Origin of the sequence: Curtobacterium oceanosedimentum (assembly GCF_040545555.1) — a bacterium.
Lineage (GTDB): Bacteria > Actinomycetota > Actinomycetes > Actinomycetales > Microbacteriaceae > Curtobacterium.
On record NZ_JBEPMD010000012.1, the window covers coordinates 26,828 to 52,214 of the forward strand.

General features: G+C 72.5%; 22 protein-coding genes and 1 pseudogene. 7 read left to right on the forward strand and 16 right to left on the reverse strand.

The genetic code is table 11. The features are described from left to right. Window positions 1–31: 31 nt before the first annotated feature. A complete protein-coding gene (locus ABIC52_RS12835) occupies window positions 32–664 on the reverse strand; it encodes a TetR/AcrR family transcriptional regulator (RefSeq protein ID WP_209823888.1) in 633 nt (210 codons plus the stop codon). A 73-nt stretch (window positions 665–737) separates the two neighbouring features. After that, window positions 738–1,403 (reverse strand): nicotinamide riboside transporter PnuC, encoded by a 666-nt coding sequence (pnuC, locus tag ABIC52_RS12840; RefSeq protein ID WP_354027510.1) that lies wholly within the window; start codon window positions 1,401–1,403, stop codon window positions 738–740. A 99-nt stretch (window positions 1,404–1,502) separates the two neighbouring features. On the opposite strand from pnuC, the gene ABIC52_RS12845 reads away from it, so the two are divergent. Then, window positions 1,503–2,045, forward strand: coding sequence for a hypothetical protein (locus ABIC52_RS12845; protein WP_354027511.1), 543 nt, complete (start codon window positions 1,503–1,505; stop codon window positions 2,043–2,045). A gap of 155 nt (window positions 2,046–2,200) precedes the next feature. Here ABIC52_RS12845 and ABIC52_RS12850 read toward each other — a convergent pair whose 3' ends face one another. Then, the gene (locus ABIC52_RS12850; RefSeq protein WP_354027512.1) at window positions 2,201–2,941 is read right to left on the reverse strand and encodes an SDR family oxidoreductase; all 741 of its coding nucleotides are present in this window, start codon (window positions 2,939–2,941) and stop codon (window positions 2,201–2,203) included. A gap of 68 nt (window positions 2,942–3,009) precedes the next feature. Here ABIC52_RS12850 and ABIC52_RS12855 point away from each other — a divergent pair, with 68 nt between their 5' ends. Then, entirely contained in the window at window positions 3,010–3,564 is a 555-nt protein-coding gene (locus ABIC52_RS12855; protein ID WP_209823892.1) for a TetR/AcrR family transcriptional regulator, read from the forward strand. Window positions 3,565–3,576: 12 nt separating this feature from the next. On the opposite strand, the gene ABIC52_RS12860 is transcribed toward ABIC52_RS12855, so the two are convergent. After that, window positions 3,577–4,434, reverse strand: coding sequence for an aminoglycoside phosphotransferase family protein (locus ABIC52_RS12860; RefSeq protein WP_354027513.1), 858 nt, complete (start codon window positions 4,432–4,434; stop codon window positions 3,577–3,579). Window positions 4,435–4,625: 191 nt separating this feature from the next. Between ABIC52_RS12860 and ABIC52_RS12865 the strand changes: the two genes are divergently transcribed. The 4 genes from ABIC52_RS12865 to ABIC52_RS12880 all read left to right on the forward strand — a co-directional run bounded on the left by ABIC52_RS12865 (window position 4,626) and on the right by ABIC52_RS12880 (window position 9,991). Further along, window positions 4,626–6,395 carry a pectate lyase-like domain-containing protein gene (locus ABIC52_RS12865; protein ID WP_354027514.1) on the forward strand — a complete coding sequence of 590 codons (1,770 nt, stop codon included), beginning with the start codon at window positions 4,626–4,628 and terminating at the stop codon, window positions 6,393–6,395. Between the two features lie 116 nt (window positions 6,396–6,511). Further along, on the forward strand, window positions 6,512–7,987 hold the full coding sequence (locus ABIC52_RS12870) for a cryptochrome/photolyase family protein (RefSeq protein ID WP_354027515.1): 1,476 nt from the start codon (window positions 6,512–6,514) through the stop codon (window positions 7,985–7,987). A 211-nt stretch (window positions 7,988–8,198) separates the two neighbouring features. Further along, window positions 8,199–9,527, forward strand: a complete 1,329-nt coding sequence (locus tag ABIC52_RS12875) for a GNAT family N-acetyltransferase (protein ID WP_354027516.1) — start codon at window positions 8,199–8,201, stop codon at window positions 9,525–9,527. After that, window positions 9,527–9,991: a DUF2087 domain-containing protein gene (locus ABIC52_RS12880; protein ID WP_126890526.1), complete on the forward strand. Its 465-nt coding sequence runs from the start codon at window positions 9,527–9,529 to the stop codon at window positions 9,989–9,991. Before ABIC52_RS12875 ends, ABIC52_RS12880 begins: the two co-directional genes overlap by 1 nt. A gap of 122 nt (window positions 9,992–10,113) precedes the next feature. On the opposite strand, the gene ABIC52_RS12885 is transcribed toward ABIC52_RS12880, so the two are convergent. The 5 genes from ABIC52_RS12885 to ABIC52_RS12905 form a co-directional block, all read right to left on the reverse strand. Continuing rightward, window positions 10,114–11,112, reverse strand: coding sequence for an ABC transporter permease (locus tag ABIC52_RS12885; protein ID WP_126890525.1), 999 nt, complete (start codon window positions 11,110–11,112; stop codon window positions 10,114–10,116). After that, complete coding sequence (locus ABIC52_RS12890) at window positions 11,109–12,047, reverse strand: ABC transporter permease (RefSeq protein WP_126890524.1); 939 nt, start codon at window positions 12,045–12,047, stop codon at window positions 11,109–11,111. Before ABIC52_RS12890 ends, ABIC52_RS12885 begins: the two co-directional genes overlap by 4 nt. Continuing rightward, a complete protein-coding gene (locus ABIC52_RS12895) occupies window positions 12,044–13,765 on the reverse strand; it encodes a dipeptide ABC transporter ATP-binding protein (RefSeq protein ID WP_209823898.1) in 1,722 nt (573 codons plus the stop codon). The genes ABIC52_RS12890 and ABIC52_RS12895 overlap by 4 nt, the downstream gene beginning before the upstream one ends. Then, complete coding sequence (locus ABIC52_RS12900; protein WP_209823899.1) at window positions 13,762–15,429, reverse strand: ABC transporter substrate-binding protein; 1,668 nt, start codon at window positions 15,427–15,429, stop codon at window positions 13,762–13,764. The genes ABIC52_RS12895 and ABIC52_RS12900 overlap by 4 nt, the downstream gene beginning before the upstream one ends. A 357-nt stretch (window positions 15,430–15,786) precedes the next feature. After that, window positions 15,787–17,067 (reverse strand): MFS transporter, encoded by a 1,281-nt coding sequence (locus ABIC52_RS12905; protein ID WP_354027517.1) that lies wholly within the window; start codon window positions 17,065–17,067, stop codon window positions 15,787–15,789. 56 nt (window positions 17,068–17,123) lie between these two features. On the opposite strand from ABIC52_RS12905, the gene ABIC52_RS12910 reads away from it, so the two are divergent. After that, a complete protein-coding gene (locus ABIC52_RS12910) occupies window positions 17,124–18,080 on the forward strand; it encodes an ArsR/SmtB family transcription factor (protein WP_354027518.1) in 957 nt (318 codons plus the stop codon). A gap of 18 nt (window positions 18,081–18,098) precedes the next feature. Here ABIC52_RS12910 and ABIC52_RS12915 read toward each other — a convergent pair whose 3' ends face one another. From ABIC52_RS12915 to ABIC52_RS12945, 7 genes and pseudogenes are all read right to left on the reverse strand, one after another. After that, complete coding sequence (locus tag ABIC52_RS12915; protein ID WP_354027519.1) at window positions 18,099–18,986, reverse strand: hypothetical protein; 888 nt, start codon at window positions 18,984–18,986, stop codon at window positions 18,099–18,101. A 91-nt stretch (window positions 18,987–19,077) separates the two neighbouring features. Further along, entirely contained in the window at window positions 19,078–19,281 is a 204-nt protein-coding gene (locus ABIC52_RS12920) for a hypothetical protein (RefSeq protein WP_238638074.1), read from the reverse strand. A 183-nt stretch (window positions 19,282–19,464) separates the two neighbouring features. Then, window positions 19,465–19,542: pseudogene (locus ABIC52_RS12925) on the reverse strand (DUF2510 domain-containing protein); the annotation flags it as partial. A gap of 506 nt (window positions 19,543–20,048) precedes the next feature. Further along, window positions 20,049–21,308 carry an FAD-binding protein gene (locus ABIC52_RS12930; RefSeq protein ID WP_354027520.1) on the reverse strand — a complete coding sequence of 420 codons (1,260 nt, stop codon included), beginning with the start codon at window positions 21,306–21,308 and terminating at the stop codon, window positions 20,049–20,051. Between the two features lie 10 nt (window positions 21,309–21,318). Beyond that, window positions 21,319–22,845: an L-arabinose isomerase gene (araA, locus tag ABIC52_RS12935; RefSeq protein WP_209678889.1), complete on the reverse strand. Its 1,527-nt coding sequence runs from the start codon at window positions 22,843–22,845 to the stop codon at window positions 21,319–21,321. After that, complete coding sequence (locus ABIC52_RS12940; RefSeq protein ID WP_209678892.1) at window positions 22,842–23,552, reverse strand: L-ribulose-5-phosphate 4-epimerase; 711 nt, start codon at window positions 23,550–23,552, stop codon at window positions 22,842–22,844. The genes araA and ABIC52_RS12940 overlap by 4 nt, the downstream gene beginning before the upstream one ends. Further along, window positions 23,549–25,255, reverse strand: a complete 1,707-nt coding sequence (locus tag ABIC52_RS12945) for a xylulokinase (RefSeq protein ID WP_354027521.1) — start codon at window positions 25,253–25,255, stop codon at window positions 23,549–23,551. Before ABIC52_RS12945 ends, ABIC52_RS12940 begins: the two co-directional genes overlap by 4 nt. Between the last annotated feature and the right edge of the window lie 132 nt (window positions 25,256–25,387).

The window sequence follows — 25,387 nt, forward strand, 5'->3', positions numbered from 1 at the left end:
CCGGGCTCAGCTGCGGACGAGCGCCGCGGGCTCAGCCGCGGACGAGCGCCGCGTCGAGGTCCCAGGCCACGGGTTCGGGCTCACGCCACCCGTGCCGGAGCGTGCGCACGGCGCGGTCGTACTCGACCAGCACGTCGAGGTACGGCCGGACGAGCATCTGCACCTGCAGCCCCTCGTGGACGGCGAGCAGCTGGGTGGCCGCCTGGTGCGCCGGGATGCCGATGGTCTCGACGCCGGTGGCGACGTCACGCTGCAGCCCGACGGTCAGCTCCTCGACGTACTCCTCGAACCGCTTGCGGAAGAAGCCGGCGAAGTCACGCTCCGAGGCGGCGAGGGGCAGCACGCCGGCGAGCAGCCGGACGAGGCCCGGGTCGGCGACGTCCTCGGCGAGGGTCATCCGCACGTGGTCGATCGTGCACCGCGGCACGGACGAGCGTCGGGAGCCGCGGAGCTGCAGCCAGCGGTCGTACGCGACCAGGAGCAGCCCGTCCCAGGTCGGGAAGAGCCGGTCGACGATGGTGCGGTCCACGCCGCACGTCTCGGCGACCGTGCCGGCGTCGACCTCGTGGAACGGGTGCAGTCGGAAGGCCCGGATCGCGCCGCGCACGATCCGCTCGGCCGATGACGCGTCGTCCTCGACGCGCCCGCCGTGCATGTCTGCCATCCCGACATTCCATCGCACCGGTGCCACGGTGTCCCCACCCAGTGCGGGGGTCAGGCAACACCTGTCGAGCGCGTCAGCCGACGGTGACCGGCGCAGCCGAGGGCTTCCGCCCCTGCTGCATCCAGACGAAGAACCCGGTCAGGGTGAACACTCCGTAGAACACGTACATCAGACCGGACGCGTAGTACCCGGCCGAGAAGAGCAGCGGCACACCGACCAGGTCGACCGCGACCCAGACGAGCCAGAACTCGACCCACCCCTTCGCCATGCCGTAGGTCGCCAGCACGGACCCGACGAAGATCCATGCGTCGCTCCACACCGGCTCGTACGAACCGAGGGCGCGGAATACCGGGGTCAGCACGGCGGTGCCGCCCACCAGCGTCAGCACCAGCAGACCGCGGGTCGACCAGGAGGCCCACCGCGGCTCCACGACGGTCGTCGCCTCGTCCGCACGGTGCGTCCACCGATACCACCCGTAGACGCTGACCGCGATGAACATGACCTGTCGGCCGGCCTGGCCGAGCAGGTTCACCGGGTTCGGGGTGTCGAAGAGCGCCCCCATGAAGACCGTGAAGAGCAGGGCGTTCCCGAGGATCCCGACCGGCCAGGCCCAGACCTTGCGGCGCATCCCGCCGAGCGCGCTGAGCAACCCGAACACGTTGCCGATCACCTCGCGCCAGAGCACCGTCTGGTCACCGATGACGAGCTGCGCGTCGAACAACCACCGCACGATGCCCATGGGCCCTCCTCGTTCCGAGACCGTGCAACCGTACGGGCAGCAGACGCATTCCACCGGCCGCGAGACCCCGCGTGACGCGCCGGGCTAGGCTCGGGCACCGTGACGGACGGGGTCGTGCAGGACGCGGTGCAGCGCACCCGCGCTGCCCTCGACGAGGCCTCGGCCCGCCTCCGGGGAGCCGGCGTCCGCGACGAGGCCCTCGGCGAGTACGTCGAGCCGCGCGCCGTCCTCGGCATCCGGCGGGAGCCGACGATCCGCTCCCTCGGACGGGTGTGGCGCGTCGGTGCGCTGCTGCTCGGGTCCTCCCCCGAGACGGCGGGTCGGGTCTGGGCGACCGGCCGGATCACCCGGGTGACCGATCCGGGTCGTCAGCAGTTCGTCTCGGTCTCCGCCGAGGTGCGTCGCGCGTACCGGGCCGCCGCGGCGAAGGGCCACTTCGCCGCGGGCGACACGGTCAACCACGGCGCGGTACCCGTCCCGCTCGACGACTCGCTCGTCGGCGCCGACGGCGTCCTCGCCGTGGTCGACGGCGAACCGGTCGTCCGTTGGTCCCCCACCGCCGGGACCGCCGTGCCGCTCGAGGACTACCTCCGCGACCGGGTCGCCCTGCTCGTGGACCCGCCGAGGGGCGCGACCGACTGAGCCGCGGGCCCGGTCCGACGACGGGCAGGGGCTCAGACGGCGTCGGATCCGGATCCCCCGCGTTCCGCCACCACGCGGTCGAGCCACTCCGCGAGGACGGTGCGCTCGCCCCCGAGCCGGTCGGCCGACGAGCACGGCCTCGCGGCCGACCGGTGTCAGCGGCGAGACCGATCGGCGACCCACTCGTCGAACGACGGCCCGACCACCTCCGTGGCCGCACCGGGCAGGAGCGCACCGTCCCGGAACGCGCGCCCGAAGCGCCCGGGGAGGCGGAGCGACAGCGCGCGGACCCCGGGACCGGGCAACGCCCTGGTCATCTCGAGGAGGGTCGTGCGCTCCGGACCGGCGACCTCTACCCGCCGCTCGGCGCGGTCACCCGAGACGACGTCCGCCACGACGGCGGCCACCGCGGTCAGCGCCACGGGGGCGATCGACATCTCCGGCACGAGTGCGAGCCGTCCGATCCGGAAGCGCTCGGCGTTCTGCTCCGCGAACTCGTGCCACTGCGTCGAGCGGACCACGGTCAGCGGGGTACCCGTCGTCAGCGCGGCGCGCTCCTGCGCGGCCTTGCCGGCGAAGTAGCCGTACCCCTGCACTTCGGGCCGCTCGCACCCGACGATGGACAGCAGGACGTGCCGCGCGCCGACCACCGCTGCAGCGGACCCGATCGCGGTGGTCGACCGGACGAAGAAGTCCGTGGCACGTCGACGGCTCGTCGTGAAGCGACCCGTGGCCTCGACCACGACGTCGGCGCCGGTCAGCGCAGCCACGACGTCGTCTCGCAGGACGTCGAGGCCGGTCCTCCGGGACGACAACTGCACCACCCACCCGCGCGCTGCGATCGCCGCCCCGATCGCTCGACCCGATGTTCCCCCGCCGATGACGACTGCGCGCACGACACCCTCCCGATCGTTCCTCTACAGATGTAGAGAACAGTACGATGTCCGAGCTGGGAGGGGAAGCCATGGGACGACGCGAGGACCTCGCCGACGCAGCCGTCCGCCTCGTTGCGCGCGGGGGCGCGCGGTCGCTCACGCACCGTGGTGTCGACACCGAGGCAGGCGTCCCACCCGGGTCGACGACGTACTACGCGTCCACACGCCGCGCCCTGCTCGCACTGGTCGCGGCACGGATCACCGAGCAGCTGGCGGCGGACGTCGCCGGGCTCCGACTGCCGGACGACCCGGACGACGCCGCGGTCGTTGCCGTGGCGACGGGGTTCCTCGACGCCCTGGCCGCCCGCAGCGACGCACAGGCCGCGCGGCTGGCACTCCTCGTCGAGCTGCGGGACGACACCGAGCTCCGCGCTCCCCTGACCGGGGCCGACCCGGTGCGCGACGAGCTCGTCCGTGCAGCTCGGTCCCTGCTCGACGGCATCGGCGTCGTCGATCCGGATGCGACTGCACGAGACCTCGTGGGGGTCGTCGACGCCCTGCTGCTCTACCGCGTCGGCACGGTCGCCGCGGTCGACCCCACCGCGGTACTCACGGCCTACGTCGCCGGACTCGAGCGACGTTGATCCCCGTGCCGGTCAGATAGCGAGCCGGTCCGTCACCGCCGCGAGCCGCATCGCCTCCCGGCCGTCGTCGAGCGCACCGCGACTGACGGACCACAGCGCCGATTCGACCAGCCGCGCCGTGCACCAGGCGGCGATCCGGTCCTCGGGCTCACCGGTCGCGTCCGCGAGCACGGCGACCCGGTGTCGGACAGCACGCAGGGGGTCGTCCGCGCGGAAGGGGTCGTCGACCTGCACGAGCAACGGGCACAGGTCGTAGGCAGGATCGCCGACCATCGGCTTCGGGTCGATGACGAGCCACGGCTCCCGCCGGGCCGCGAGGACGTTGCCCGGGTTCGCGTCGCCGTGCACGACCACCGACCGTGCGGCACTGCGGGGAAGGGTGCGGAGCAGGTCGGTGCCGCGGCGCACGAGCCCGGGGTCGAACGGTGGCGCGAGCTCGCGCATCCGGGCATCCGCGAGCGCCGCCCACTCCGCGGCGACGTCGGCGACGCACTCGAACGGGTGGTCGTCCGGGACCCCGGTCGCCCAGAGCCGGGTGAGGAGGCGGTCCGCGGCCGGCAGGTCGTCGCGCTCCACGAGTCGGGTGCCGGGGTCGCAGTGCTCGAGCAGGAGCACGAAGGGGTCGACGGCGAGCAGGCGGACCGCACCGGCGCCGTCCCACCACGCGAGCGCTGCGGCCTCGTGCTCGGCTTCGCGGTGCGGGAGGGACAGCTTGAGGACGGCATCGCCACCGTCGGGCAGTCGCACGGGCACGACGTGCGAGACGCTGCCGCCGGCGTACGGCTCGCCGGGGCGCAGGCCCCAGCGCTCGACCGCGCGGGCGAGCAGGCGCGGGACGGACGCACGCCAGTCCTGCTCGGTCGGCCACATGCGCGCAGCGTACCGACCGCCGGACCGGGAGCTGCGGGGCGGGCGCGGTCCGGGCCTCCCGACCGGCCCCCGAACGGGGTACGCACTTGTCCGCCGCAGCACCGACTGCCGCGGCACCCGGGCGGGTCTACCGTCTGTTGCGGGCGGCAACGGGGCCGCCCGACGACGAATCGAGCATCATGCAACGACGGATGAGCACGCTCCTCGCGACGATCACGGCGGTCGGCCTGGTCGGCGCCCTGACCCCTGCCCTGCAGGCACAGGCAGCCGTCCCGACCAGCGACACCCCGGACTTCGGGAGCAACGTCAAGGTCTACGACCCGTCCACCCCGACGTCGACGATCCAGGCCGACGTCGACGCAGCGTTCACCTCGCAGCTCCGCAGCACCAGCGCGCAGTTCGGCTCGCAGCGGTACGCCTTCCTGTTCAAGCCGGGCAACTACGGTCGGGTCTGGGCGAACCTCGGCTTCTACACCTCGGTGGCCGGTCTCGGGAAGAACCCCGACGACGTGACGATCTCCGGCGCGCTCAACGTCGACTCCGGCTGGAACGCCGGCGACGAGAAGAACGCGACGCAGAACTTCTGGCGGTCGGCGGAGAACCTGTCGGTGGTGCCCGAGGGCGGGACCGACCGGTGGGCGGTGTCGCAGGCCGCACCGATGCGGCGAGTCCACGTCAAGGGGAACCTGACGATGGGGCCGTCGAACCAGGACGGCGGGCAGGGGTACTCGTCCGGCGGCTACATCGCCGACTCGAAGGTCGACGGCACGGTCACGAGCGGGTCGCAGCAGCAGTGGTACACACGGAACTCGACGCTCGGCAGCTGGCAGGGCGGCAACTGGAACATGGTGTTCTCGGGCGTGCAGGGCGCGCCGGCGAACGACTTCTCGAAGAGCTTCACGACGCTGTCGACCACCCCGGTGACGCGGGAGAAGCCGTACCTGTACGTCGACTCGTCGAACAGGTACCACGTGTTCGTGCCGTCGCTGCGGACGAACTCCACCGGGGTGACCTGGCCGAACACGCCGGGGACCGACATCCCGATGCGCAACTTCTACGTCGCGCACCCCGGTGACAGCGCGGCCACGATCAACAGCGCGCTCGCGCAGGGGCTCAACCTGTTCTTCACACCGGGCACGTACCAGCTGAACGCCGCGCTGAACGTCACGCGTCCGGACACCGTCGTCACGGGCATCGGCTTCCCGACGCTCGTGCCGACCGCCGGCAACGCGGTGCTCACCACCGCCGGCGTCTCCGGGGTGAACGTGTCGAACCTGGTCGTGGACGCGGGGACCCAGAACAGCGCGCAGCTCGTCCGACTCGGCACCAGCGGCTCGCACGCCGACCACGCGGCCGACCCGCAGAGCATCCAGGACGTGTTCTTCCGCGTCGGGTCGAGCATCCAGGGCAAGGCGTCGACGACGCTGCAGGTCAACGCGGACGACACGCTGGTCGACCACATCTGGGCGTGGCGAGCCGACCACGGCGGAGCAGCGACGGGGTGGAACGTCAACACCGGCGCCCGGGGCGTCGAGGTGAACGGGGACGACGTGCTCGCCACGGGGCTGTTCGTCGAGCACTACCAGCAGTACGAGGTGCTGTGGAACGGCAACCGGGGTCGGACGATCTTCTTCCAGAACGAGATGCCGTACGACGTGCCGGACAACGCCTCGTGGCAGAGCCCGACCGGGGCCGGCTACGCGGCGTACAAGGTCGCGTCGGGGGTGACGAACCACGAGATCTGGGGCGGTGGCGTGTACTGCTTCTTCAACACGAACCCGGCCGTCCACGCCGACCGGGCGTTCAAGACCCCGACCGGCTCGGGCATCCGGGCGCACGGGCTCGTGACGGTGTCGCTCGGGGACACGGGCAAGATCTCGAGCGTCATCAACGGGGTCGGCGGGGCGGTGCCGACGCCGGCGGGCAACACGGCGCCGAACCGGCTCGCGTCGTACAACTGACGCGGCTGTCCAGCGGCACCGGGGCCGTCGACGACACTGCTCGTCGGCGGCCCCGACCACGACCGGGGCACAAGTCCCGTCAGCCCGTCGTCACACGCCGTCGGTACCGTCCGGGCATGGCACCCGACCGCACCAGACTCGTCCTCCCCGGACAGTACGGACCGCTGTTCGACGACGGCGGCCCCGCGCTCGTGGTCGAGGCCCGCGAGTTCTTCACCGCCCGACCGGTGCACCGCGCGAAGGCGCACCTCTGGCTGAGCGCCCTCCGGCACCGCGTGCGCGAGCTCGGCGACCGGGCCGAGCACGTGCAGGTCGAGACCTTGAAGGACGCCCTGGTCGGACGCGACGACCTCGACGTGGTCGACCCGCCGTCGCGCACCCTCCGCGCGCAGGTCCGGCACTGGGGCCGCGGCACCGAGGTCCTGCCGAGCCGCGGGTTCATCACCGACGAGGCCGAGTTCGCCGAGTGGGCCGCCGAGCGCACCGGGCGCTTCCGCATGGAGACCCACTACGAACGGGTCCGCCGCCGCGAGGGCTGGCTGATGCACTCGGACGAGCCCGTCGGCGGGAAGTTCAGCCTCGACGACCAGAACCGCGAACCCCCACCCAGGGGTGCGACGACGCTCGGGCTGCCGGACCCCTGGTGGCCGACCGAGGACGACATCGACGACGAGGTCCGCCACGACCTCGACCGCTGGGAACGCGACGGCGACGTCCGCTTCGTCGGCAGGGACGACACCCGCCGCTTCGCCGTCACCGCCGACGAGGCCCGGCAGTCCCTCGACGACTTCGTGCAGGTCCGGCTCGGGGACTTCGGGCCGTTCGAGGACGCCACGCTGACGAACGACTGGACGATGGCGCACTCGCTGCTCAGCGTGCCGATGAACCTCGGCGTGCTCGACCCGTTCGAGGTCGTCGAGGCGGCCCTCACCGCGCACCGTGACCACGACGCCCCGCTCGCAAGCGTCGAGGGCTTCGTCCGCCAGGTCGCCGGCTGGCGCGACTACGTCTGGCACCTCTACTGGTGGTTCGGCGACGACTACGGCGCCGAGGAGAACGCCCTCGGCGCACACGAGCGGCTCCCCCGCTGGTGGCAGGAGCTCGACGCGTCGGAGATCGACGCGGTCTGCCTGTCCACCGCGATCGAGGGGCTGCACGACCACGGCTGGCTGCACCACATCCAGCGACTCATGGTGCTCGGCAACTGGGCGCTGCAGCGCGGGTACGACCCGGTGCACCTGACCGAGTGGTTCACCGACGTGTTCGTCGACGGCACCGACTGGGTGATGCCGGCGAACATCATCGGGATGTCGCAGCACGCCGACGGCGGCATGGTCGCGACGAAGCCGTACGCGTCCGGCGGGCGGTACATCGACCGGATGTCCGACCACTGCGGCGGGTGCCGCTACGACCCGACGAAGCGGCTCGGCGAGGACGCCTGCCCCTTCACGGCGGGCTACTGGGCCTTCCTGTCGCGCACGGAGCCCGCGCTGCGGGACAACAACCGGATGGCGCGACCGCTGCAGCAGATGCGGAAGCTGGCTGACCTCGACGAGGTGGTGGCGCAGGAGGCGCGACGCGGCACGCCCTGACCGGCCACGGTCGGTCGGGTGGCCACGGGGCGGACGGGAGGCTCGGTGCGACGCCGCCACGAGCCTCCCGTCCGTCCTCCGTCACCACCGCGCACGCAACCGGCGTGCGTTCATGGAGCAGCAGACGTCGGGTCGCCACCGTCCACCCGACGGTTCCTGCTCCACCGCGCGAGGGAGGCGCCCGGGAGGAGCGCCCCGGTAGGGTCGGCTCGTGGCCAGCAACGACGCATTCGACGACCGCTACGACCTGCGCGAGTTCGCGCCGACGACCGACGACCAGGGCGCTCCGACTCCGGAGACGGAGGCGTGGATGCACGCCGTGGGGCTCGGCTTCCACGAGCCGCACCCCGATGCCGAGGGCGCCGCGCGGATGGCGTCGCACTTCCTCGAGGACCGGGAGACGTTCCTCGGTGTGTACGTGCGCGAGCCGCTCCCCGGATCCGTGGACGAGACCTGGCCGGCGGGCACCTTCACGTGGTTCCGCAAGCGCCTGACCTGGGACGAGGGCGCCGCGATCGACACCCAGGCGATCTCCGCCGTCACGGTCCGGCCGACCGAGCGCCGTCGAGGGATCCTCCGACGGATGATGACGCACGCGCTCGAGCGCGGTGTCGCCGAGGGCTACGCCGTCGCATCGCTCACCGCATCCGAGGGCACGATCTACCGACGCTTCGGCTTCGGCTGCGCCATCCGCGAGCGAGCGGTCACCGTCCGCCGCGAACGTGCCCTGCCGCTGCTCGCACCGACGACCGGCACCGTGACGGTCGTGACGCCGGAGTGGCTCGCCGAGGGCACCGGCCGCGCCGTGTTCGACCGGTTCGACGCGCGCACCCCCGGCTCGATGGTCCGGAACGCCGGCACGTGGCCGATCGTCCTCGGGCAGCGGAACGGCGACGGCTCCCCGGCGAAGGACGTCCGCGCCGCGGTGCACCGCCCGGAGGGCGCAGGGTCCGACCCGGCCGAGATCGACGGCTACGTGACCTGGCGCGTGAAGGAGGGCACGGGCGACACCGTGCTCGAGGTCGTCGACCTGGTCTACGCGACCGATGCCGCGTACCTGTCGCTGTGGGAGTTCCTGCTGTCGATCGACCTGAACGACGTGGTGAAGTACAACCGCTCGCGGCTCGACGACCCGATCGTCGCGGCGCTCGGCGACAACCGTGCGTACGACGTCGAGCACGAGGAGGACCACGTGTGGCTCCGGGTGCTCGACGTGCCGGCGGTGCTCACCAGCCGCCCGTACGCCGTCGACGGGTCGGTGACGCTCGCGGTCGCGGACGCGATGGGCTTCGCGGCGGGCACATACCGGCTCGACGTCGTCGACGGGCAGGGCACGGTGACGCGCCTGTCCGACGGCGACGACGGCGAGGCCGACCTGCGGCTCGACGTGGCGGACCTCGGCGCGGTGCTCATCGGTTCGGTGTCCCCGGTCACCCTCGCGGCGGCCGGGCTCGTGCGGGCGGCGGACCCGGCGGCGCCGGCGCTGCTCCGGGCGATGCTCACGCCGACGCGGACGCCGCACGGGATCACGTACTTCTGATGCCGGACGGCGAGCTCACCACGTCGATCGGACGTGCGCGGCAGGCCGTGGCCGTGCTGGCATCCCCGACGCTCCGCGCCGCGGTGGTCGGTGGCGGGACGCTCGACGACCGGACCGCGGCGTCCGTGGCGGCGTTCGACTGGCTGGGCGACGGCGGACCGGACAGCGCCGTCCTCGGACGGACGACGAAGGACCTGCAGCGGTTGCAGGGCCCGGCTGCGCTGCTCGAGTTCGGGCGGATCGAGCGCATGCCCGTGCCGGAGGACCAGCGGCACCCGGTCTCGGTGCGCATCATCGGCATCGTCGGGGATCGCCTCGGTCGAGCGCGGCCGGTGTCGGAGCGCGAGCTCAACGCGGCGATCGCGATGTTCTGCGCCGACGTCGCGATCGTCCGGCGCGACGCGGTCGACCTCGGTGTGCTCGAGCGGACGGACGACGGCGCGGCCTACCGCTTCACCCGCTGACGACCGGCGGGGCCCCTTCCGCAGAACGCGACGTCGGCGACTCCTCGCAGCGCTGTACCGCTGCGAGCGGTCGCCGACGTTGCGCGTTGCGGTCCCGGACTGCCGGCTGAGCGGGCCTCGCCCTAGGCGCGGCGGCGCACCCGTGGGTCGACGAACGCGTAGACGACGTCCACGATCACGTTCGCGGTGACGATGAGCAGCGCCGAGAACACCGTGAAGCCGACGACCACCTGCAGGTCGAGGGTGTGCACCGCGTCGATGAGCAACGCTCCGAGGCCCTGCATCGAGAACACCTTCTCGGTGATGACCGCACCGCCGAGCAGCGACCCGAGGTCGAGCCCGAACAGCGTCACCACGGGCAGGATCGCCGTCCGGAGTCCGTGCCGCACGACGACCTGGCGCTCCCGCAGGCCCTTCGCGCGGGCGGTCCGGACGAAGTCCTGCGACATCGACTCGAGCATCTCGCCGCGGGTCAGCCGGGCGTAGATGGCGGCGCTGATGAACGCGAGCACGCACCACGGCAGCACCAGGTGCGTCACCCAGCCGACCGGGTCCTCGACGAACGGCACGTAGCCGCTCGTGGGCAGCCACCCGAGGGTGAACCCGAACAGCAGGATCGCGAGCAGCCCGATCAGGTACGCGGGCGAGGACACCCCGGCGACGGCGACCGTCATGACCGCGCGGTCGGCGATCGTCCCCCGCTTGAGCGCGGACACCGTGCCGCCTGCGACACCGGCGACGAGCCACAGCACGGCGGCCCCGACGGCGATCGACGCGGTCACGGGCAGGCGCGACGCGATGAGGTTCGTGACGCTGTCGTGCAGCTGGAACGAGTACCCGAAGCACGGCGCCGCGCACGTGATCGTGGACGCGCCGGAACCGAACGTGCGACCCGCGAAGATGCCGGCGAGGTACGCCCCGAACTGCGCGAACCACGGCTTGTCGGTGCCGAGGAACGCCTGCACGTCAGCGAGCCGCTCGGGCGTGCACGGCTTGTCGCAGATCGCCCGGGCCGGGTTCGTCGGCAGCAGCATGAACAGCGCGTAGGTGATCGCCGCGACGACGAACAGCACGACGACCGCACCGAGGATCCGGACGGCCAGGAAGCGGAAGGTGTTCACCGGTCGCCCCCTCGCGGGTCGAGGGCGTCGCGCAGGGCGTCACCGAGCACGTTGAAGGCCAGGGTGATGAGGAACAGTGCGGCTCCGGGGAAGACGAGGTACATCGGGTCGGTCTGCACCCAGCCGATCGCGTCGCCGATGCTGCGGCCCCACGACGGCGTCGGCGGGTTGACGCCGACGGCCAGGAAGGACAGCGCGGCCTCGGCGCCGATCATCGACGGGATCGAGATGGTCGCGTAGACGGTGATCGTCGCGGCGAGGTTCGGCAGGAGCTGCTTGCGGATGACGTGCCAGCGCCCCGCACCCATCGCGGTCGACGCGACGACGTAGTTCCGGCTCACGAGCGAGAGCGTCTGCCCGCGCACGACGCGGGCGACGGAAGGCCAGCCGAAGAACCCGATGACGAGCACGACGAGCAGCGGCTTCGGGAACGAGGTCGGCACGACCGCGGTGAGCGCGATCATGAAGACCAGGGAGGGGAAGCCGAAGATCACGTCGACCACGCGCGACAGCACCCGGTCGTACCAGCCGCCGAGGAACCCCGTGGTGACACCGACGAGCACCCCGATCACGATCGACATCGCGGTCGCGGCGAGCCCGATGCCCAGCGACGTCCGCGCGCCGTACGTCACGATGGCGAAGAGGTCCCGCCCGGTCAGCGGCTCGACGCCGAACCAGTGCTCGCCGCTCACACCGCCGGCAGCGCCGCGGGGCGCCCCGAAGTCGTTCAGCGCGTCGACGTTGTAGCTGTACGGGTTCTGCCCCGTCACGGCTGCGATGAGCGGTGCGGCGATCGCCACGACGACGAACACCGCGATGACGACCGCGGCGGCCACGGCCCAGCGGTCCTGACGGACCCGGCGCACGACGGCCCGGAACCCGGTGGTCCGACCGGCCGACGCGGAGACGGGCCGGTCGACGACGTTCGCGGTCACGAGACCACTCCTTCCCAGGCCCGCCAGGCCTCGCGGCGGGCGGCCTGGCGCTCGGGGTCGGCGACCGGGGCCGCCGCGAGCAGCATGCGCGTGTAGTCCTGCTGCGGGTGGTCGAGCACGGCGGAGGTCGCGCCGCGCTCGACGATGCGGCCGTCGTGCAGCACGACGACGTCGTCGGCGAGCTGGCGCACCACCGCCAGGTCGTGGCTGATGAGCAGCATGCCGAAGCCGAACTCGTCCTGCAGGTCCGCGAGCAGGTCGAGCACGGCGGCCTGCACGGTGACGTCGAGGGCGCTGGTCGGCTCGTCGGCGATCACCAGCGCCGGTCGGAGCGCCAGTGCCCGGGCGACGGCGACGCGCTGCCGCTGGCCGCCGGACAGCTGGTGCGGGAACCGTTCGGTCCACGACGGGTCGAGCTGCACCGCGGACAGGAGGTCGCGGGCGCGGTCGGCGCGCGATGCCGGAGTGCCCTCGCCGTGCACGAGCAGCGGTTCGGCGATGCTCCAGCCGATGGTCTGTCGCGGGTTCAGCGACGACGCCGGGTCCTGGAAGACGATGCCCACGCGGCTGCGGAGCTCGCGGAGGCGCTTCCCGCGTGCGGTGCGCAGGTCGTTCCCGTCGACCTCGACCGAGCCGTCCACGACGGGGACGAGTCCGGCGAGCGCGCGGCCGATGGTCGACTTGCCGGACCCCGACTCCCCCACCAGGCCGAGCGTCCGCCCGGCCGTGAGTTCGAGGTCGATCGCGCGCACGATGGGTTCACCGCGGCGTGCGTAGCGCACGGCGACGTCGCGCAGGCGCGCGACCACGGCTCCGGGCTCGACCACGTGCTCGGCTGCCGACGCGAGACTCGCGCTGGGCGACGTTCCTCGCGCCGCGGAGCCCGAGGACGGTCGCTGGGCCCGAGACTCGACCTCGTCGCCGGACGCGGGTCGTGCCTCCAGGGCGGGGACCGCGGCGAGCAACTCGCGCGTGTAGTCGGCCGTCGGGTGCGCGAAGACGTCGGCGACCGTGCCGTGCTCGACGGGGTCGCCGCGGCGCATCACCAGGACCTCGTCGGCGACGTCGGCCACCACACCCATGTCGTGGGTGATGAGCAGGACGGCGAGGTCGCGCTCGCGACCGAGCCGACGCAGCAGGTCGAGGATCCCGGCCTGCACGGTGACGTCCAGCGCGGTCGTCGGCTCGTCGGCGAACAGCGCGACGGGGTCGCCCGCGAGCGCCATCGCGATCATCGCCCGCTGGAGCTGCCCGCCGGACAGCTCGTGCGGGTACGCCTTCCGGATCCGGGTGGGGTCCGGGAGCCCGGCGGCGCGGAGCAGCTCGTCCACGCGGGCCGAGACGCCCGCGCGGTCGAGGTCGGTCGGGTGTGCCCGCACGGCCTCGGCGATCTGCGTGCCGATCGACAGCACCGGGGTGAACGAGTTCATCGGTTCCTGGAACACGACCCCGATGCCCGCACCCCGCACGGCACGCAGCGCCTCCGCGGAGGCGCCGATCAGCTCGGTCCCGCGGAAGCGGGCGCTGCCCGACACCCGGGCGGCGGCCGGCAGGAGTCCGAGCACGCTCATGGCACTGACCGACTTGCCGGAACCGGACTCGCCGACGAGTGCGAGCACCCGACCGGGCGTCAGGGTGAAGGAGACGTCACGGACGACGGGCTCCGCGTCGCCGAACGCGACGCGGAGCCCCTCGACCTCGAGCAGCGGTGCACTCACTGGGCGAGCGAGACCTTGAGGTAGTTCGGGTAGGCCGGGAAGTCCGCGATGCGGAAGTTCTCGACGTTCGACCCGGCCAGGAAGGACTGCTTCGCGTAGATCAGCGGGACGACGGGGGCGTCCTCCATGATGCGGCGGTCCGCCTGCGCCCACAGCTCCTGCGCATCGGACTGGTCGACGGTGCCGGTCGCCTTCGCGATGAGGGCGTCGACCTCGGGGTTGCTGTACTTCGAGACGTTGTAGCCGCCCCCACCGATCTGCGACGAGTCGTAGAGCGGCTGGATGTTGGCGTTCGCGCTCGGGAAGTCCGGCTGCCAGCTCGACAGCGACAGGTCGAAGTCGGTGCCGTTCGTGGTGGCCTGCGTGAAGGAGTCGTAGTCGAGCGGCTTGAGCGTCACGGCGATGCCGGCGCGCTTCAGACCGGCCTGCAGCGCCTGCGCCTGCGCGAGGTACGTCGGGTCGTTCTGCGTCACGAGGGTGAGCGACAGGTCCTCGGCCCCGGCCTCCTCCAGGAGCGCCTTCGCCTTGTCGACGTCGCCCGTCGCGCCGGTCTCGTACAGGTCGTAGTCCTGGCGTCCGGCGATGCCCGGCGTCACGAGGGTCGTCGCGTACTCGCCGGCGAGCGCACCACCGGCCGCGATGCGGAAGGACTTGCGGTCGACCGCGTACTGCAGCGCCTGGCGGACCTTGAGGTCCTTCAGCGCCCCACGCTGGGTGTTGATCGCCATGTAGGTGATGGGGCCGGCCTTGCTCGTCGCGAGGCGGTCCTGTGCAGCGGGGTTGGCGCGCACCTGGTTGAGCTCGGCGGCACCGAGGAACTGCGCGCCGAAGGCGTTCTTCGCGTCACCGTTGTCGGCGATCAGGCTCTGCGTCGTGGTCGAGGCGTCCTGGCTCTCCTTGAACACGATCTTCGACGGACCGGCGGTGCGGATCGCGTCGGTCTTCGCGCTCCACTCCTTGTTGCGGACGAGCGTGACCTGCGAGCCCTGCGTGTTCGACTCGATCTGGTACGGACCGCTCGACACGGGCTTCGCGTCGTAGGCGCCGGTGTCCTTGCCCGCGCCCTCGGGCACGGGTGCGAACGCCGGCATCGAGGCGAGCCACGGCCAGTCGCCGTACGGGGCGTCGAGCTTGAAGACGATGGTCTTGTCGTCCGGGGTCTCGATGCTGTCGAGCGTCTTCCCCTCGAAGGGGCCCTGGTAGTCCGAGCCGCCGACCAGCAGGGACTTGTGGTAGCTCAGGCCACCGGTGAGGTTCGGGGCGAACGACCGCTCGATGCCCCACTTGACGTCCTTCGTGGTGATCGGCGTGCCGTCCTGGAACTTCAGGCCGTCCTTCAGCGTGTACGTCCAGGTCTTGCCGCCGTCGCTCGACTCACCCGTGGTGGTCGCGAGGTCCGGCACCACCTTCGCGGTCTTGCCGGGCTGGACGTCCCACGTGGTCAGGCGGCGGGCGACCAGGCCCATCGAGGTGATGCCGAGGCTCTGGCTCGTCGCCGGGTCCCAGTGCAGCGCGGTCTGCGCCGTCAGGATGTCGAGCGTGCCGCCCTTGCTCGTGCCGGTGGACGCGTCGTCCGACGCGCCGCCACCCGAGCAGCCGGTCAGCACGAGGGCTGCGGCGGCGGCGACGGCCGCGGTGATCGTCAAGCGCTTGGGGCGGTGCATGGTGTGCTGCTCCTCGTGGGGTGGGGGTGTCGGGCGCGGACGACCGGGTGGCCCGGTCGGCTGCGGCCCTCGTCGTCGTGGTGGACGGGGCGTCCGGCCCGGTTCGGGTGGCCGGGCGGTCCATGGTCGCACCGGTCGGTGCGCGGATCCGAACGCCCGCGGGGTCCGGACGACATGCAACGCAACATTGCATGACGCAACGTCCCAACGTCTGCGCCCCGAGCGTATTCCCGGGGCGCGCGGGTCGTCCGGATCGCGCCCGGCGCCGGGCCAGGTCGGACCGGCCGGGAGGCACGGTGCGGCCCCGTCAGGCCGCGATCATCGTGCGCGCGGCCCGTCCGGACGACCGCTGCCCCGTCACGCCGCGACCGTCGTGCGCGCGGCCCGCCCGGCGATCGCACCGACGCCGAGCGCCGCGCCGAGGAACACGACGGCGAGGATCCCCCACCCGACCGTCCCGAGGTCGACGGCGGTCAGGGTCACCACGGTCGGGGCGATCATCGCCGCCACCGCGTACCCGGTGCCGTAGATGCCCTGGTAGGCGCCGACGCGGTCCGCCGGTGCGAGCTCGAAGCTCAGCGCCCACCCGGCGGCGCTCGACGTGATCTCCGCGAGCGAGTGGGCGACCGCCGCGAGGACGAGCACGGCGGTCGCGATCGCCGCCGGCACCCAGTCGTCCCCGCGTACCCATCCGGCAGCCGCCCACAGCCCGCACGCCACCGCCATGACCCACCCCGCGTGCCGCATGACCCGCGCCGCACCCGCGACGGTGTCGGTCCCGCGGCTCAGCCTGACCTGCAGCAGCACGACGATCACGGTGTTCACGAGCAGCAGGGGCGAGACGAGCACGTCCGGCGCGACGGTGTGCTGCACGACCCAGATCGGCACGCCGACCTCGAACAGGCCGAACTGCATGCCGAACAGTCCGGTCAGGGCGGTGACCGCGAGGAACCGGACGTCACGGTAGGGGCTGCGGCCGGCGGGCTCCTGCCGAACGATCGTGCCGGTGTCGGTCCGGTCGGCCGGTGCCGCGTCGACCCGCACCGCGGGGAGACCGGCGACGAGCACCGCCGACGCCAGGAACAGGGCGCCCGAGAGGACCATCGTCACGCGGTAGGCCTCGCCGGTGCCGATCGCGAGCGGGACCGCGGCCAGTGCGGTGCCCACGCCGATGCCGACGTTCGTGACCGTGCGCATGGTCGCCCGGACGCGGACGCGCTCGGCACCGGGGAACGCCCGTCCGACCGCGGCACCCCGGACGGAGCCGCCGCCCTGCTGCGCGAGCGTCACGACGGACGCCGTCGCGATCAGGGTCGGCAGGTCGTGGACGAGCACGTAGCTGACGAGCGCGAGACCCTGCACGAGGTGCAGCCAGACGAGCATCCGTCGCGCGCTGAAGCGGTCCGCGAGGTGCCCGAAGACCAGCGACGAGGCCACACCGACCGCTCCGGCGACGGTGAGCCCGAGACCGACCGCGACCGCCGGGATCCCGACGATCGTGATGAGGTACAGCGACGTGAGCGTGATGAAGGCGCCGCGACCGAGGGTGTCCACCAGCGTGACCGTGAGCAGGCGTCGGAGGGTCGGGTCCTGCCGGACGAGGGTGCGGATCGGGACCGGTTGCGCCGTGGTGCTCACGCTCCAGTTCTCGCACCGTCGCGGTGCTCCGCCGAACAGATGTAGCGTCTGGCTTCATGATCCGGTACCGCCTCGACCCGTCGGACGTCTCGGCGGTGCGGTTCGGCATCTCGCCGCTGTCGGAGCTGGGCCTCGGGCTGCGTGCCTTCCGAGCGCCGGAGCGGTACCCGCTGCAGCGCCCGTGGCTCGAGCGCATCGCCGGCGTGCTCCCCGTCCTCGACCGCCCCGTCCTCGCCGGTCTGGTCGACGAGCGCCGGTGGGTCGCGGACTTCGTCAACCCCCGACCGGACTCGCCCCTCGGGTCGATCGACGACGAGCTCCGAGCCCTCGGCCGGATCTCCCCCGCACGGCTCCGCACCGACCTCGAGCGGGTGCACGGCTCCGTGCCGGACGTGTTCGTCGGACGGCACGAGGACGTCGTCGACCGGCTCGTGCGCGCGCTCGCGACGACGTGGGAGCTCTGCTTCGCACCGTACTGGCCACGGATGCGCCGCGTGCTGCAGGCCGACGTCACGCACCGCGGACGGATCGCCGCGCTCGAGGGTGTCGGCGCGGCGCTCGGCGGCCTGTCCGAGTCGGTGCGGTTCGACGGTCGGCACGTCGACGTCCGTCTGAACAGCCCGATCGCCCGCGACCGTCCGGTGCAGGGCGAGGGCTTGACGCTCGTCCCGTCAGTCTTCGTCGTCCGTGCGTCGACGCCGATCGACGACGACCTGCCTCCGACCGTGATGTACCCGGCCCGGGGCCAGGGAGCGATGTGGTCGACCGCGTCGCACCCCGACGTCGGGGCCGTCCGGGACCTGCTCGGTGCCACCCGGGCGGCGCTCCTCGACGCGCTCGGCGAGCCGGCGTCGTCGACCGACCTCGCCATGCGGTTCGGCGTCTCGACCTCTGCCGTGAACCAGCACCTGCGGGTGATGGAGCGCGGAGGACTGCTGAACCGCACCCGGTACGGCCGAGCGGTCCTGTACTACCGCAGCGCGGTCGGCGACGCGCTCGTCCGCCGGGAGTGAGCGCGCCGCCGTGGCGTGTCAGCGGTCGAAGAGTCCGCCGAGGAAGTCGTTGCCCAGGTTCGACGCCTGCTCGCCCAGCCCGGAGGCCTGCTCGCCGAGCCCGGAGGCCTGCTCGCCCAGTCCGCCCAGGAACTGCTCGCCCTCGGCGGCGAAGCCCTCGACCCCGCCGCCCAGGTCCGCGAGTCCGAGGTCACCCATGCCGGAGGCGATGCCCTCGAAGTCGACGCCGAGGTCGGCCGCGCCGGCCAGGACCGGCGCGGCTGCTGCGCTGACCACCGCTCCACCGGCGACGGCCACCGCGAGACCGCCCAGGGCCATCGCACCGGCACCGACGGCCCCGCCGCCGGCGAACGCGCCGCCGCGCCCACTGCCGCCGCCCGGACGACCCGAACCACCGAGCACCCGACGGATGAGCCCGGGCCGCGACATCTCACCACGGGTCATCGCACGGGCCATGCCGCCGGACGAGTCGTCGCGCAGGTGCTCGTGCGGCGGCAGCTCGGAGTTGAGCCGGTCCCGCACCTGCTGGCGCTGCGCCGGGGTGAGCCGGGCGAAGGCGTCGTGGTGCACCTGCTCGATCTGGTCGGGGTTCGCCGTGCGGAGCAGGTAGTCGTACTTCGCGAGGGCGACCTTGTCGGGGTCTGCCTGTCCCTGGTGTCGCTGCGGCTGGCGGTACTGCTGCGGCTGTCCGTACTGCTGCTGGCCCGGCTGCTGCTGCCGTGAGCGGTCGTCGCCCGTCAGCTTGTCCGCCGCGCCGCGGACGATGTCGCGCCAGTCGGCCCCACCCCCGGTGCCGCGCGCGTTCTGCTGGTCGCCGGCGGCGGCGTTCCCCTGCGCGCGCTGCTTCTGCATCTGCTTGTCGATGACCTTCGAGGCCATGCCGAGGATCCGGTTGAGATTCGCCATGCCCCAACCTTTGTGATCACACATGTGAGCACTCAGCGACGGAGCAGTGCGCCACCCGCCGGTCAGGTCCGAGAGCGCTGTGAACGCTTGTTCAGCCGAACACCTCTGCCAGCCGGACGAAGAAGAGCGCACCACTGACGAGGCCGAGGATGACGGCGGCGAGCGAGACGCCGAAGCCAGTGACCCGCTCCCCGACCAACTGCCCAGCTCGCACGAGGCCGATCGCGCCGAAGACGATCCCGAGCAGGCTGGGGATCGCCAACAGGTTCACGATGAAGGCGATCAGGGACAGCACGAGACCGGCGTACCCGTAGGGATTCGCTGCCCGCGTGGCACGATCACGGGCGATCCTCGCCCCGCGTCCGGTCGCACGCCCGGGCATTGCGATCCCTCGGTACTCGGATGGAGCGGGTGGGCGCGGCGAGGCCTCCACGAACCTCCCGAACGAGGGCACCACTGGCTGTGGAGCGGGATCGCCCCACCGTTGGCCGTCCCACCAACGAAGCCGGGCCTGGTCTTGCGGGTCCGGGTACCAGCCCGCAAGGGGGAGAGTCACAGGTCATCTCTCTGAGGCATGCTCGGAGCGTCACCAGATCGGTCACGCTCGGGGCAGCCCCTGTTCGGGACCGATCACTAGTACATCACCGGACGGTTCGGTAGGGTGTCCTCGCCCGCGCACCCGCCGGAGCGCGGCCAGGTGAACGTGCGAGGCCCGGATCTGCTGGAACAGATCCGGGCCTCAGTTCGCCTTCCGAGTGGAAAGCCAGGGATGCAAACCCATCCCCGAGCTCAGCGCTCGGACCGATGGTAGCCGAGCCCGCTCGGCTTCGCATCCCTGGCTCGAAGCTCTTCGTGTCCGCCGGCGACGACACCAGGAGGTCCTCGATGTCGCGAGACGACGACGGCCGGAACAGGCGTCACGCGCTCTGGCTGGGGATCGCGAGCTTGCTCGTGAACACCACCAGGCTGCTGGTCGACCTGCTCCGCAAGGGCTGAGGATGCGGGTGCCCCTCGCCGCCACCAGCGGCGAGGGGCACCCCGTCGGTCAGGACAGCAGGCGCGTCAGGACAGCAGGCGCGCCAGGAACGCGTTGCGGAACCGCCCGGTCGGGTCGAGGTCCCGCGCCAGCGCCGAGAAGTCGTCCAGCCGCGGGTACGCCTGGTGCAGGCGCTCGACGCTCGCGGCCGAGACCTTGCCCCAGTGCGGCCGAGGGTCGAAGGGCGCGAGGAGCTCCTCGATCCGCTCGACCGTCTCGGCGACGGCGGCGGCATCCCGTCGGAAGGTGAAGTGCAGGCCGACCGACTGCCGTCCCGACGAGGGCGCCAGCCAGGCCGTGTCGGCAGCGACCGTGCGGACCTCGGCCGCGATGAGCAGCGGCGCGAAGAGCGGTTCGAGCGGACGCAGGGCCTCGAGCGCGGCGACGGCGTGCTCGGCGGGGATCAGGTACTCCGCCTGGATCTCGGCGCCGGTGGACGGCTCGAAGGTCGACCGGAAGTGCGGCAACCGTTCGGCCCACGGCCCGGGGACACCGCCCTGCTCGGTCACGCTCGCGGCGTCGTTCTCCCCCGGGTGCACCGGACCGTCGGCTCGGCGTGCACCGACTGCGACGAGGTCGACCGACGGTGCGGGTTCGTCCACGCGGTGCTTCGTCCACACCTGGCGGGCGCCGCGGTCGTCGAACGACGTGAACATCGACACCGAGTACGCGTCCGACATCACCGCGTCGAAGTGTGCCGTCACGGCGTCCCACGGCAGGTCGAGGTGCACGGTCGTGGCCACCTGGAACGTCGGCTCGATCGCGAGCTCGACCGCGGTGACGACGCCGAGCGCGCCGAGTGCCACCCGGTGCGCGTCGAGGGCGCCGTCCGGCGACGACGCGTCGACCCGGACGACGTCGCCGGAGGCCCGGACGACCTCGAGACCGACGACCGCCTGCGCGAGCGACGGGTTGCGGACGCCGGAGCCGTGCGTGCCGGTGGCGACCGCGCCGGCGACCGAGATGTGCGGCAGGGAGGCGAGGTTCGCGAGGGCCCAGCCACGAGCCTCCAGGCCGGCCGCCACCTGCGCGTGCGTCATGCCGGCCGCGACCCGCACCACGCGCCGGTCGGCGTCGATCTCGAGCACCGGAGGCAGGCCGGCGAGCGTGACCTGCACGGCGTCGGTGTCGGCGATCTCGTTGAACGAGTGCGTCGAGCCGAGCGCCGTCAGGCGCGGCGTGGCCGCGACGAGCTGCTGCAGGGCCGCCACCGAGGTGGGGCGTTCCAGCGCGGAGGCGTGGTAGGTGACGTTCCCCGCCCAGTTGGTGCGTGTCGTCGCGGCCACGGTCACGGCCCTAGAACCCGCGGTCCAGACGGTGCCACGCCTGCTGCAGGCGGAGCTCGTCCTTGAACGCGCGGGCCGTGGTGTGCTCGTCGATGACGAGGAACTCGGTGCCGACCATGGTCGCGAGGTCCTCGACGACCTGCAGGCCGACGGCGGTCGTCATCACGGTGTGGTGCGCGGCGCCGGCGGTGAGCCAGGCCTCCGCGGCGACCGGGAAGGACGGCCGAGGCTCCCAGACGGCGCGGCCGACGGGCAGCTTGGGCAGCGCCGAAGTCGGCGGCACCACGTCGACGACGTTCGCGGTGAGGCGGAAGCCGTCACGGGTGTCCGACAGCGCGACGACGACCGCTTCGCCGGCGTCCGCGGTGAAGACCAGGCGGACCGGGTCGTCCTTGCCGCCGATGCCGAGGGGGTGGATCTCGAGCGTCGGCTTCGTCGTGGTGAGCGTCGGCGAGACCTCGAGCATGTGGGCGCCGAGGATCTTCTCCGCACCCGGGGTGAGGTCGTACGTGTAGTCCTCCATCAGCGAGGCACCACCCGGGAGGCCCGCGCCCGCGACGTTCATCGCACGGACGAGCACGGCGGTCTTCCAGTCGCCCTCGGCGCCGAACCCGTAGCCGTCGGCCATGAGCCGCTGCACCGCCAGGCCCGGCAGCTGCTTGAGCGTGCCGAGGTCCTCGAAGTTCGTGGTGAACGCCGCGGAGCCGTTCTGCTCCAGGAGTGCACGGAGGCCGAGCTCGATCGCGGCACCGTCGCGGAGCGCCTGGTGACGGTCACCGCCGTCGCGCCGCAGCGATGCGTCGACGTCGTAGTCGCGCTCGTAGACGGCGACGAGCTCGTCGACCGCTGCCGTGTCCGCCTCGGCCTCGGCCACCGCTGCGGCCAGCTCGTTGACCGCCCAGGTGTTCACCTGCACGCCGAGCTCGATCTCGGCCTCGGTCTTGTCGCCCTCGGTGACGGCGACGTAGCGCATGTTGTCGCCGAAGCGCGTGAGCTTGAGCTCACGGACGGCGGCGGCACCGGCCGCCGCGCGCGTCCAGTTCTCCACTCGCGAGACCACGCGCGGGTCGGACACGTGCCCGACCGCGGTCGCGTGCCGGACGCCGAGACGGGCGAGGGCGTAGCCGAACTCGCGGTCGCCGTGCGCGGCCTGGTTGAGGTTCATGAAGTCGAAGTCGATGTCGCCCCACGGCAGCGCGACGTTCGCCTGCGTGTGCAGGTGCAGCAGCGGCTTCGTGAGCGCCTGCAGGCCGCCGATCCACATCTTCGCCGGGCTGAACGTGTGCATCCAGGTCGTCACACCGATGACCTTGTCGTCGGCGCTGGCCTCGATCAGCGCGCGGCGGATGCCGTCGGCGTCCTTGAGGACCGGCTTCCACACGAGCTTCACCGGCACGTGCGGCGCCAGCTCGGCGTGCACGGCGCGGCTCTGCTCCTCGACCTGGCGCAGGGTCTCCTCGCCGTACAGGCCCTGCGACCCGGTGAGGAACCAGACCTCGTAGCTGTCGAGGGTGGCCTGGGGGTTCACCTGCGTCATCGCATGGCTCCTTCGGGGTTCTGTCCGTAGACGTTCTGGTAGCGATCGAAGAGTCGATCGATGTCGTCGGGGGCGATGGGGACGAGCTCGCCGCCCTGCTTCGCGATGTGCACGGTGCGGGCGACGTCCTCGCACATCACCGCGGCCTTCACGGCGTCCTTCGCGTCCTTGCCGATCGTGAAGACCCCGTGGTTCTGCATGAGCACGGCGCGGCTCCGGTGGCCCGCGAGGGTGTCGACGATGCCGCGGCCGATCGAGTCGTCGCCGATGATCGCGAACGGGCCGACCGGGATCGGTCCGCCGAACTCGTCCGCCATCGCCGTGATCACGCACGGGATCTCCTCGGCGCGCGCCGCCCACGCGGTCGCGTACGTCGAGTGGGTGTGCACGACGCCGCCGACCTCGGGCATGTTCCGGTAGACGAAGGCGTGCGCGGCGGTGTCGGACGACGGGCCGTGCGCGTTGCCCCACCCGTCGGCGGGGACGCCGTCGAGGGTGCAGACCACCTGGTTCTCCGGGGTCAGGTCGTCGCTGGCGACCCCGCTCGGCTTGATGACGAACAGGTCGGTGCCGGGGACGCGCTGGGACACGTTGCCGCCCGTCCAGATCACCAGGCCGTAGCGGACGAGCTCACCGTGCAGGGCGGCGACGCGCTCGCGCGTGGCGGCGACGGCCTGCCTCGTGTCGTCGGTGGGCGCTTCGGTCATCGGGTCGGCTCCTGTTCGGTCTGGAGGCGCGCCTCGACCACGTCGATCGGCTCGCCCTGGTCGGTCGTCGGGCTGGTGCGGGTCGCCGCGGCTGCCACGTCCTGCACGGGGAGGGCCGCGCGGTACCGGGCCAGGTAGTCCTGGAAGCCCCGGACGTCGCGCTCCTCGGGCTCGGCGACGTGCACCGCGTCCCCGCGGAACACCGTGTCGGCGAGGAAGTCCTCGAGCGGGCGGTCGGTGTGCTCCAGGTACGCCGCGAGCACGGCGATGCCCCAGGCGCCGCCCTCGCCCGCGGTCTCCTCGAGGGCGACCGGCACGCGGAGCGCCGCGGCGAGCAGGCGCTGCGGGGCACCCGGCGTGCGGAAGAGTCCGCCGTGCGCGGTCATCCGGTCGACGGCGACGCGTTCGCCGTGCAGGACCTCCATGCCGATCGCGAGGGTGGCGTAGGCGCCGTGGACCTCGGAGCGGACCAGGTTGCCCAGGGTGAAGCGGGCACCGGGAGTGCGGAGCAGCAGCGGACGGCCGTCCTCGACGCCCGTGACGGGTTCGCCCGCCAGGTAGTTGAAGGAGAGCAGCCCGCCGGCGTCGGGGTCGGCGTCGGCGGCCTCGGCCAGCAGGGTCGCGTAGACGTCGTCGACCGCGACCGACGGGCTGCCGGTCCGCTCGCTCGTGGCGTCGGCGAAGCGACCGAACACACGTGCCCAGGCGGCGATCTCGCTCGCGCCGTTGTTGCAGTGCACCATCGCGACGGCGTCGCCGGCCGGGGTCGTGACGACGTCGAGTTCCTCGTGCGGGGTCCGGAGCGCGCGTTCGAGCACGACCATAGCGAAGATGCTCGTGCCGACGCTGACGTTGCCGGTGCGCGGAGCGACGGCGTTCGTCGCCACCATGCCCGTGCCGGCGTCGCCCTCGGGCGGGCAGAACGGGACGCCGGGCTGCAGCGTGCCGGTCGGGTCGAGCCACGCGGCACCCTCGGGGGTGAGCACACCGGCGTCCTCGCCCGCCACGAGCACCTCGGGCAGCAGGGCGCGGAGGTCGGGGACGTGGTCGCCGAGCAGGGTCTGCGTGGTCGCGAGCATCGCGGCGTCGTAGTCACGGCGGCCGGGCTCCCCCGGGGCGCTCTCGACCGGGCCGGACTCGATCGGGAACATGCCGCTGGCGTCGCCGACACCGAGGACGTCGCGGCCCGTGAGCATGCGGTGCACGTACCCGGCGAGGGTCGTGATGCCCGCGAGCTGCGCCACGTGCGGTTCCTCGTCGAGCACGGCCTGGTACAGGTGGGCGACCGACCAGCGCTGTGGCACGTTGAAGTCGAGCGCGGCGCTCAGGCGCTCGGCGGCGGGGCCGGTCGAGGTGTTGCGCCAGGTGCGGAACGGGACGAGGAGCTCGCCGTCCTCGTCGAACGCGAGGTACCCGTGCATCATCGCGGAGACGCCCGCGGCGCGGAAGGCCGTCGGACGGACGCCGAACTGCCGCTCGACGTCGGCGACCAGGTCGGCGTAGGCCGCGCGGACCCCGGCCTCGACGGCGACCAGCGGGTAGGTCCAGCGGCCGTCGACGTACTCGTTCTCCCACTCGTGGGAGCCGCTCGCGATCGGTCGGAGTTGCTCGTCGACGAGCACGGCCTTGATGCGGGTGGAGCCGAGCTCGACACCGAGGGTCGTGCGGCCGTCCTCGACCTGTTGCCGGCGGTCGTCGCTCATGTGTCCTCCCGAGACCTCGTCGTCCTGCGTGAGCGCTCACATCCTGGCACGTGAGCGCTCACGCGTGCAACGCGACGGCGCGCCGCGGTCCCCGCCGCTCGCCGCTCCCTCTGCCACCCTCCGCCCGTACCC

What these genes read in the sequence shown, in the direction of transcription:
- ABIC52_RS12910 (WP_354027518.1), top strand. Translation starts at nt 17,124, where the DNA reads ATGATCCGGTACCGCCTCGACCCGTCGGACGTCTCGGCGGTGCGGTTC.
- ABIC52_RS12865 (WP_354027514.1), top strand. Translation starts at nt 4,626, where the DNA reads ATGAGCACGCTCCTCGCGACGATCACGGCGGTCGGCCTGGTCGGCGCC.
- ABIC52_RS12940 (WP_209678892.1), bottom strand. Translation starts at nt 23,552, where the DNA reads ATGACCGAAGCGCCCACCGACGACACGAGGCAGGCCGTCGCCGCCACG.
- ABIC52_RS12915 (WP_354027519.1), bottom strand. Translation starts at nt 18,986, where the DNA reads ATGGCGAATCTCAACCGGATCCTCGGCATGGCCTCGAAGGTCATCGAC.
- ABIC52_RS12900 (WP_209823899.1), bottom strand. Translation starts at nt 15,429, where the DNA reads ATGCACCGCCCCAAGCGCTTGACGATCACCGCGGCCGTCGCCGCCGCC.
- pnuC (WP_354027510.1), bottom strand. Translation starts at nt 1,403, where the DNA reads ATGGGCATCGTGCGGTGGTTGTTCGACGCGCAGCTCGTCATCGGTGAC.
- ABIC52_RS12835 (WP_209823888.1), bottom strand. Translation starts at nt 664, where the DNA reads ATGGCAGACATGCACGGCGGGCGCGTCGAGGACGACGCGTCATCGGCC.
- ABIC52_RS12855 (WP_209823892.1), top strand. Translation starts at nt 3,010, where the DNA reads ATGGGACGACGCGAGGACCTCGCCGACGCAGCCGTCCGCCTCGTTGCG.
- ABIC52_RS12870 (WP_354027515.1), top strand. Translation starts at nt 6,512, where the DNA reads ATGGCACCCGACCGCACCAGACTCGTCCTCCCCGGACAGTACGGACCG.
- araA (WP_209678889.1), bottom strand. Translation starts at nt 22,845, where the DNA reads ATGACGCAGGTGAACCCCCAGGCCACCCTCGACAGCTACGAGGTCTGG.
- ABIC52_RS12945 (WP_354027521.1), bottom strand. Translation starts at nt 25,255, where the DNA reads ATGAGCGACGACCGCCGGCAACAGGTCGAGGACGGCCGCACGACCCTC.
- ABIC52_RS12860 (WP_354027513.1), bottom strand. Translation starts at nt 4,434, where the DNA reads ATGTGGCCGACCGAGCAGGACTGGCGTGCGTCCGTCCCGCGCCTGCTC.
- ABIC52_RS12880 (WP_126890526.1), top strand. Translation starts at nt 9,527, where the DNA reads ATGCCGGACGGCGAGCTCACCACGTCGATCGGACGTGCGCGGCAGGCC.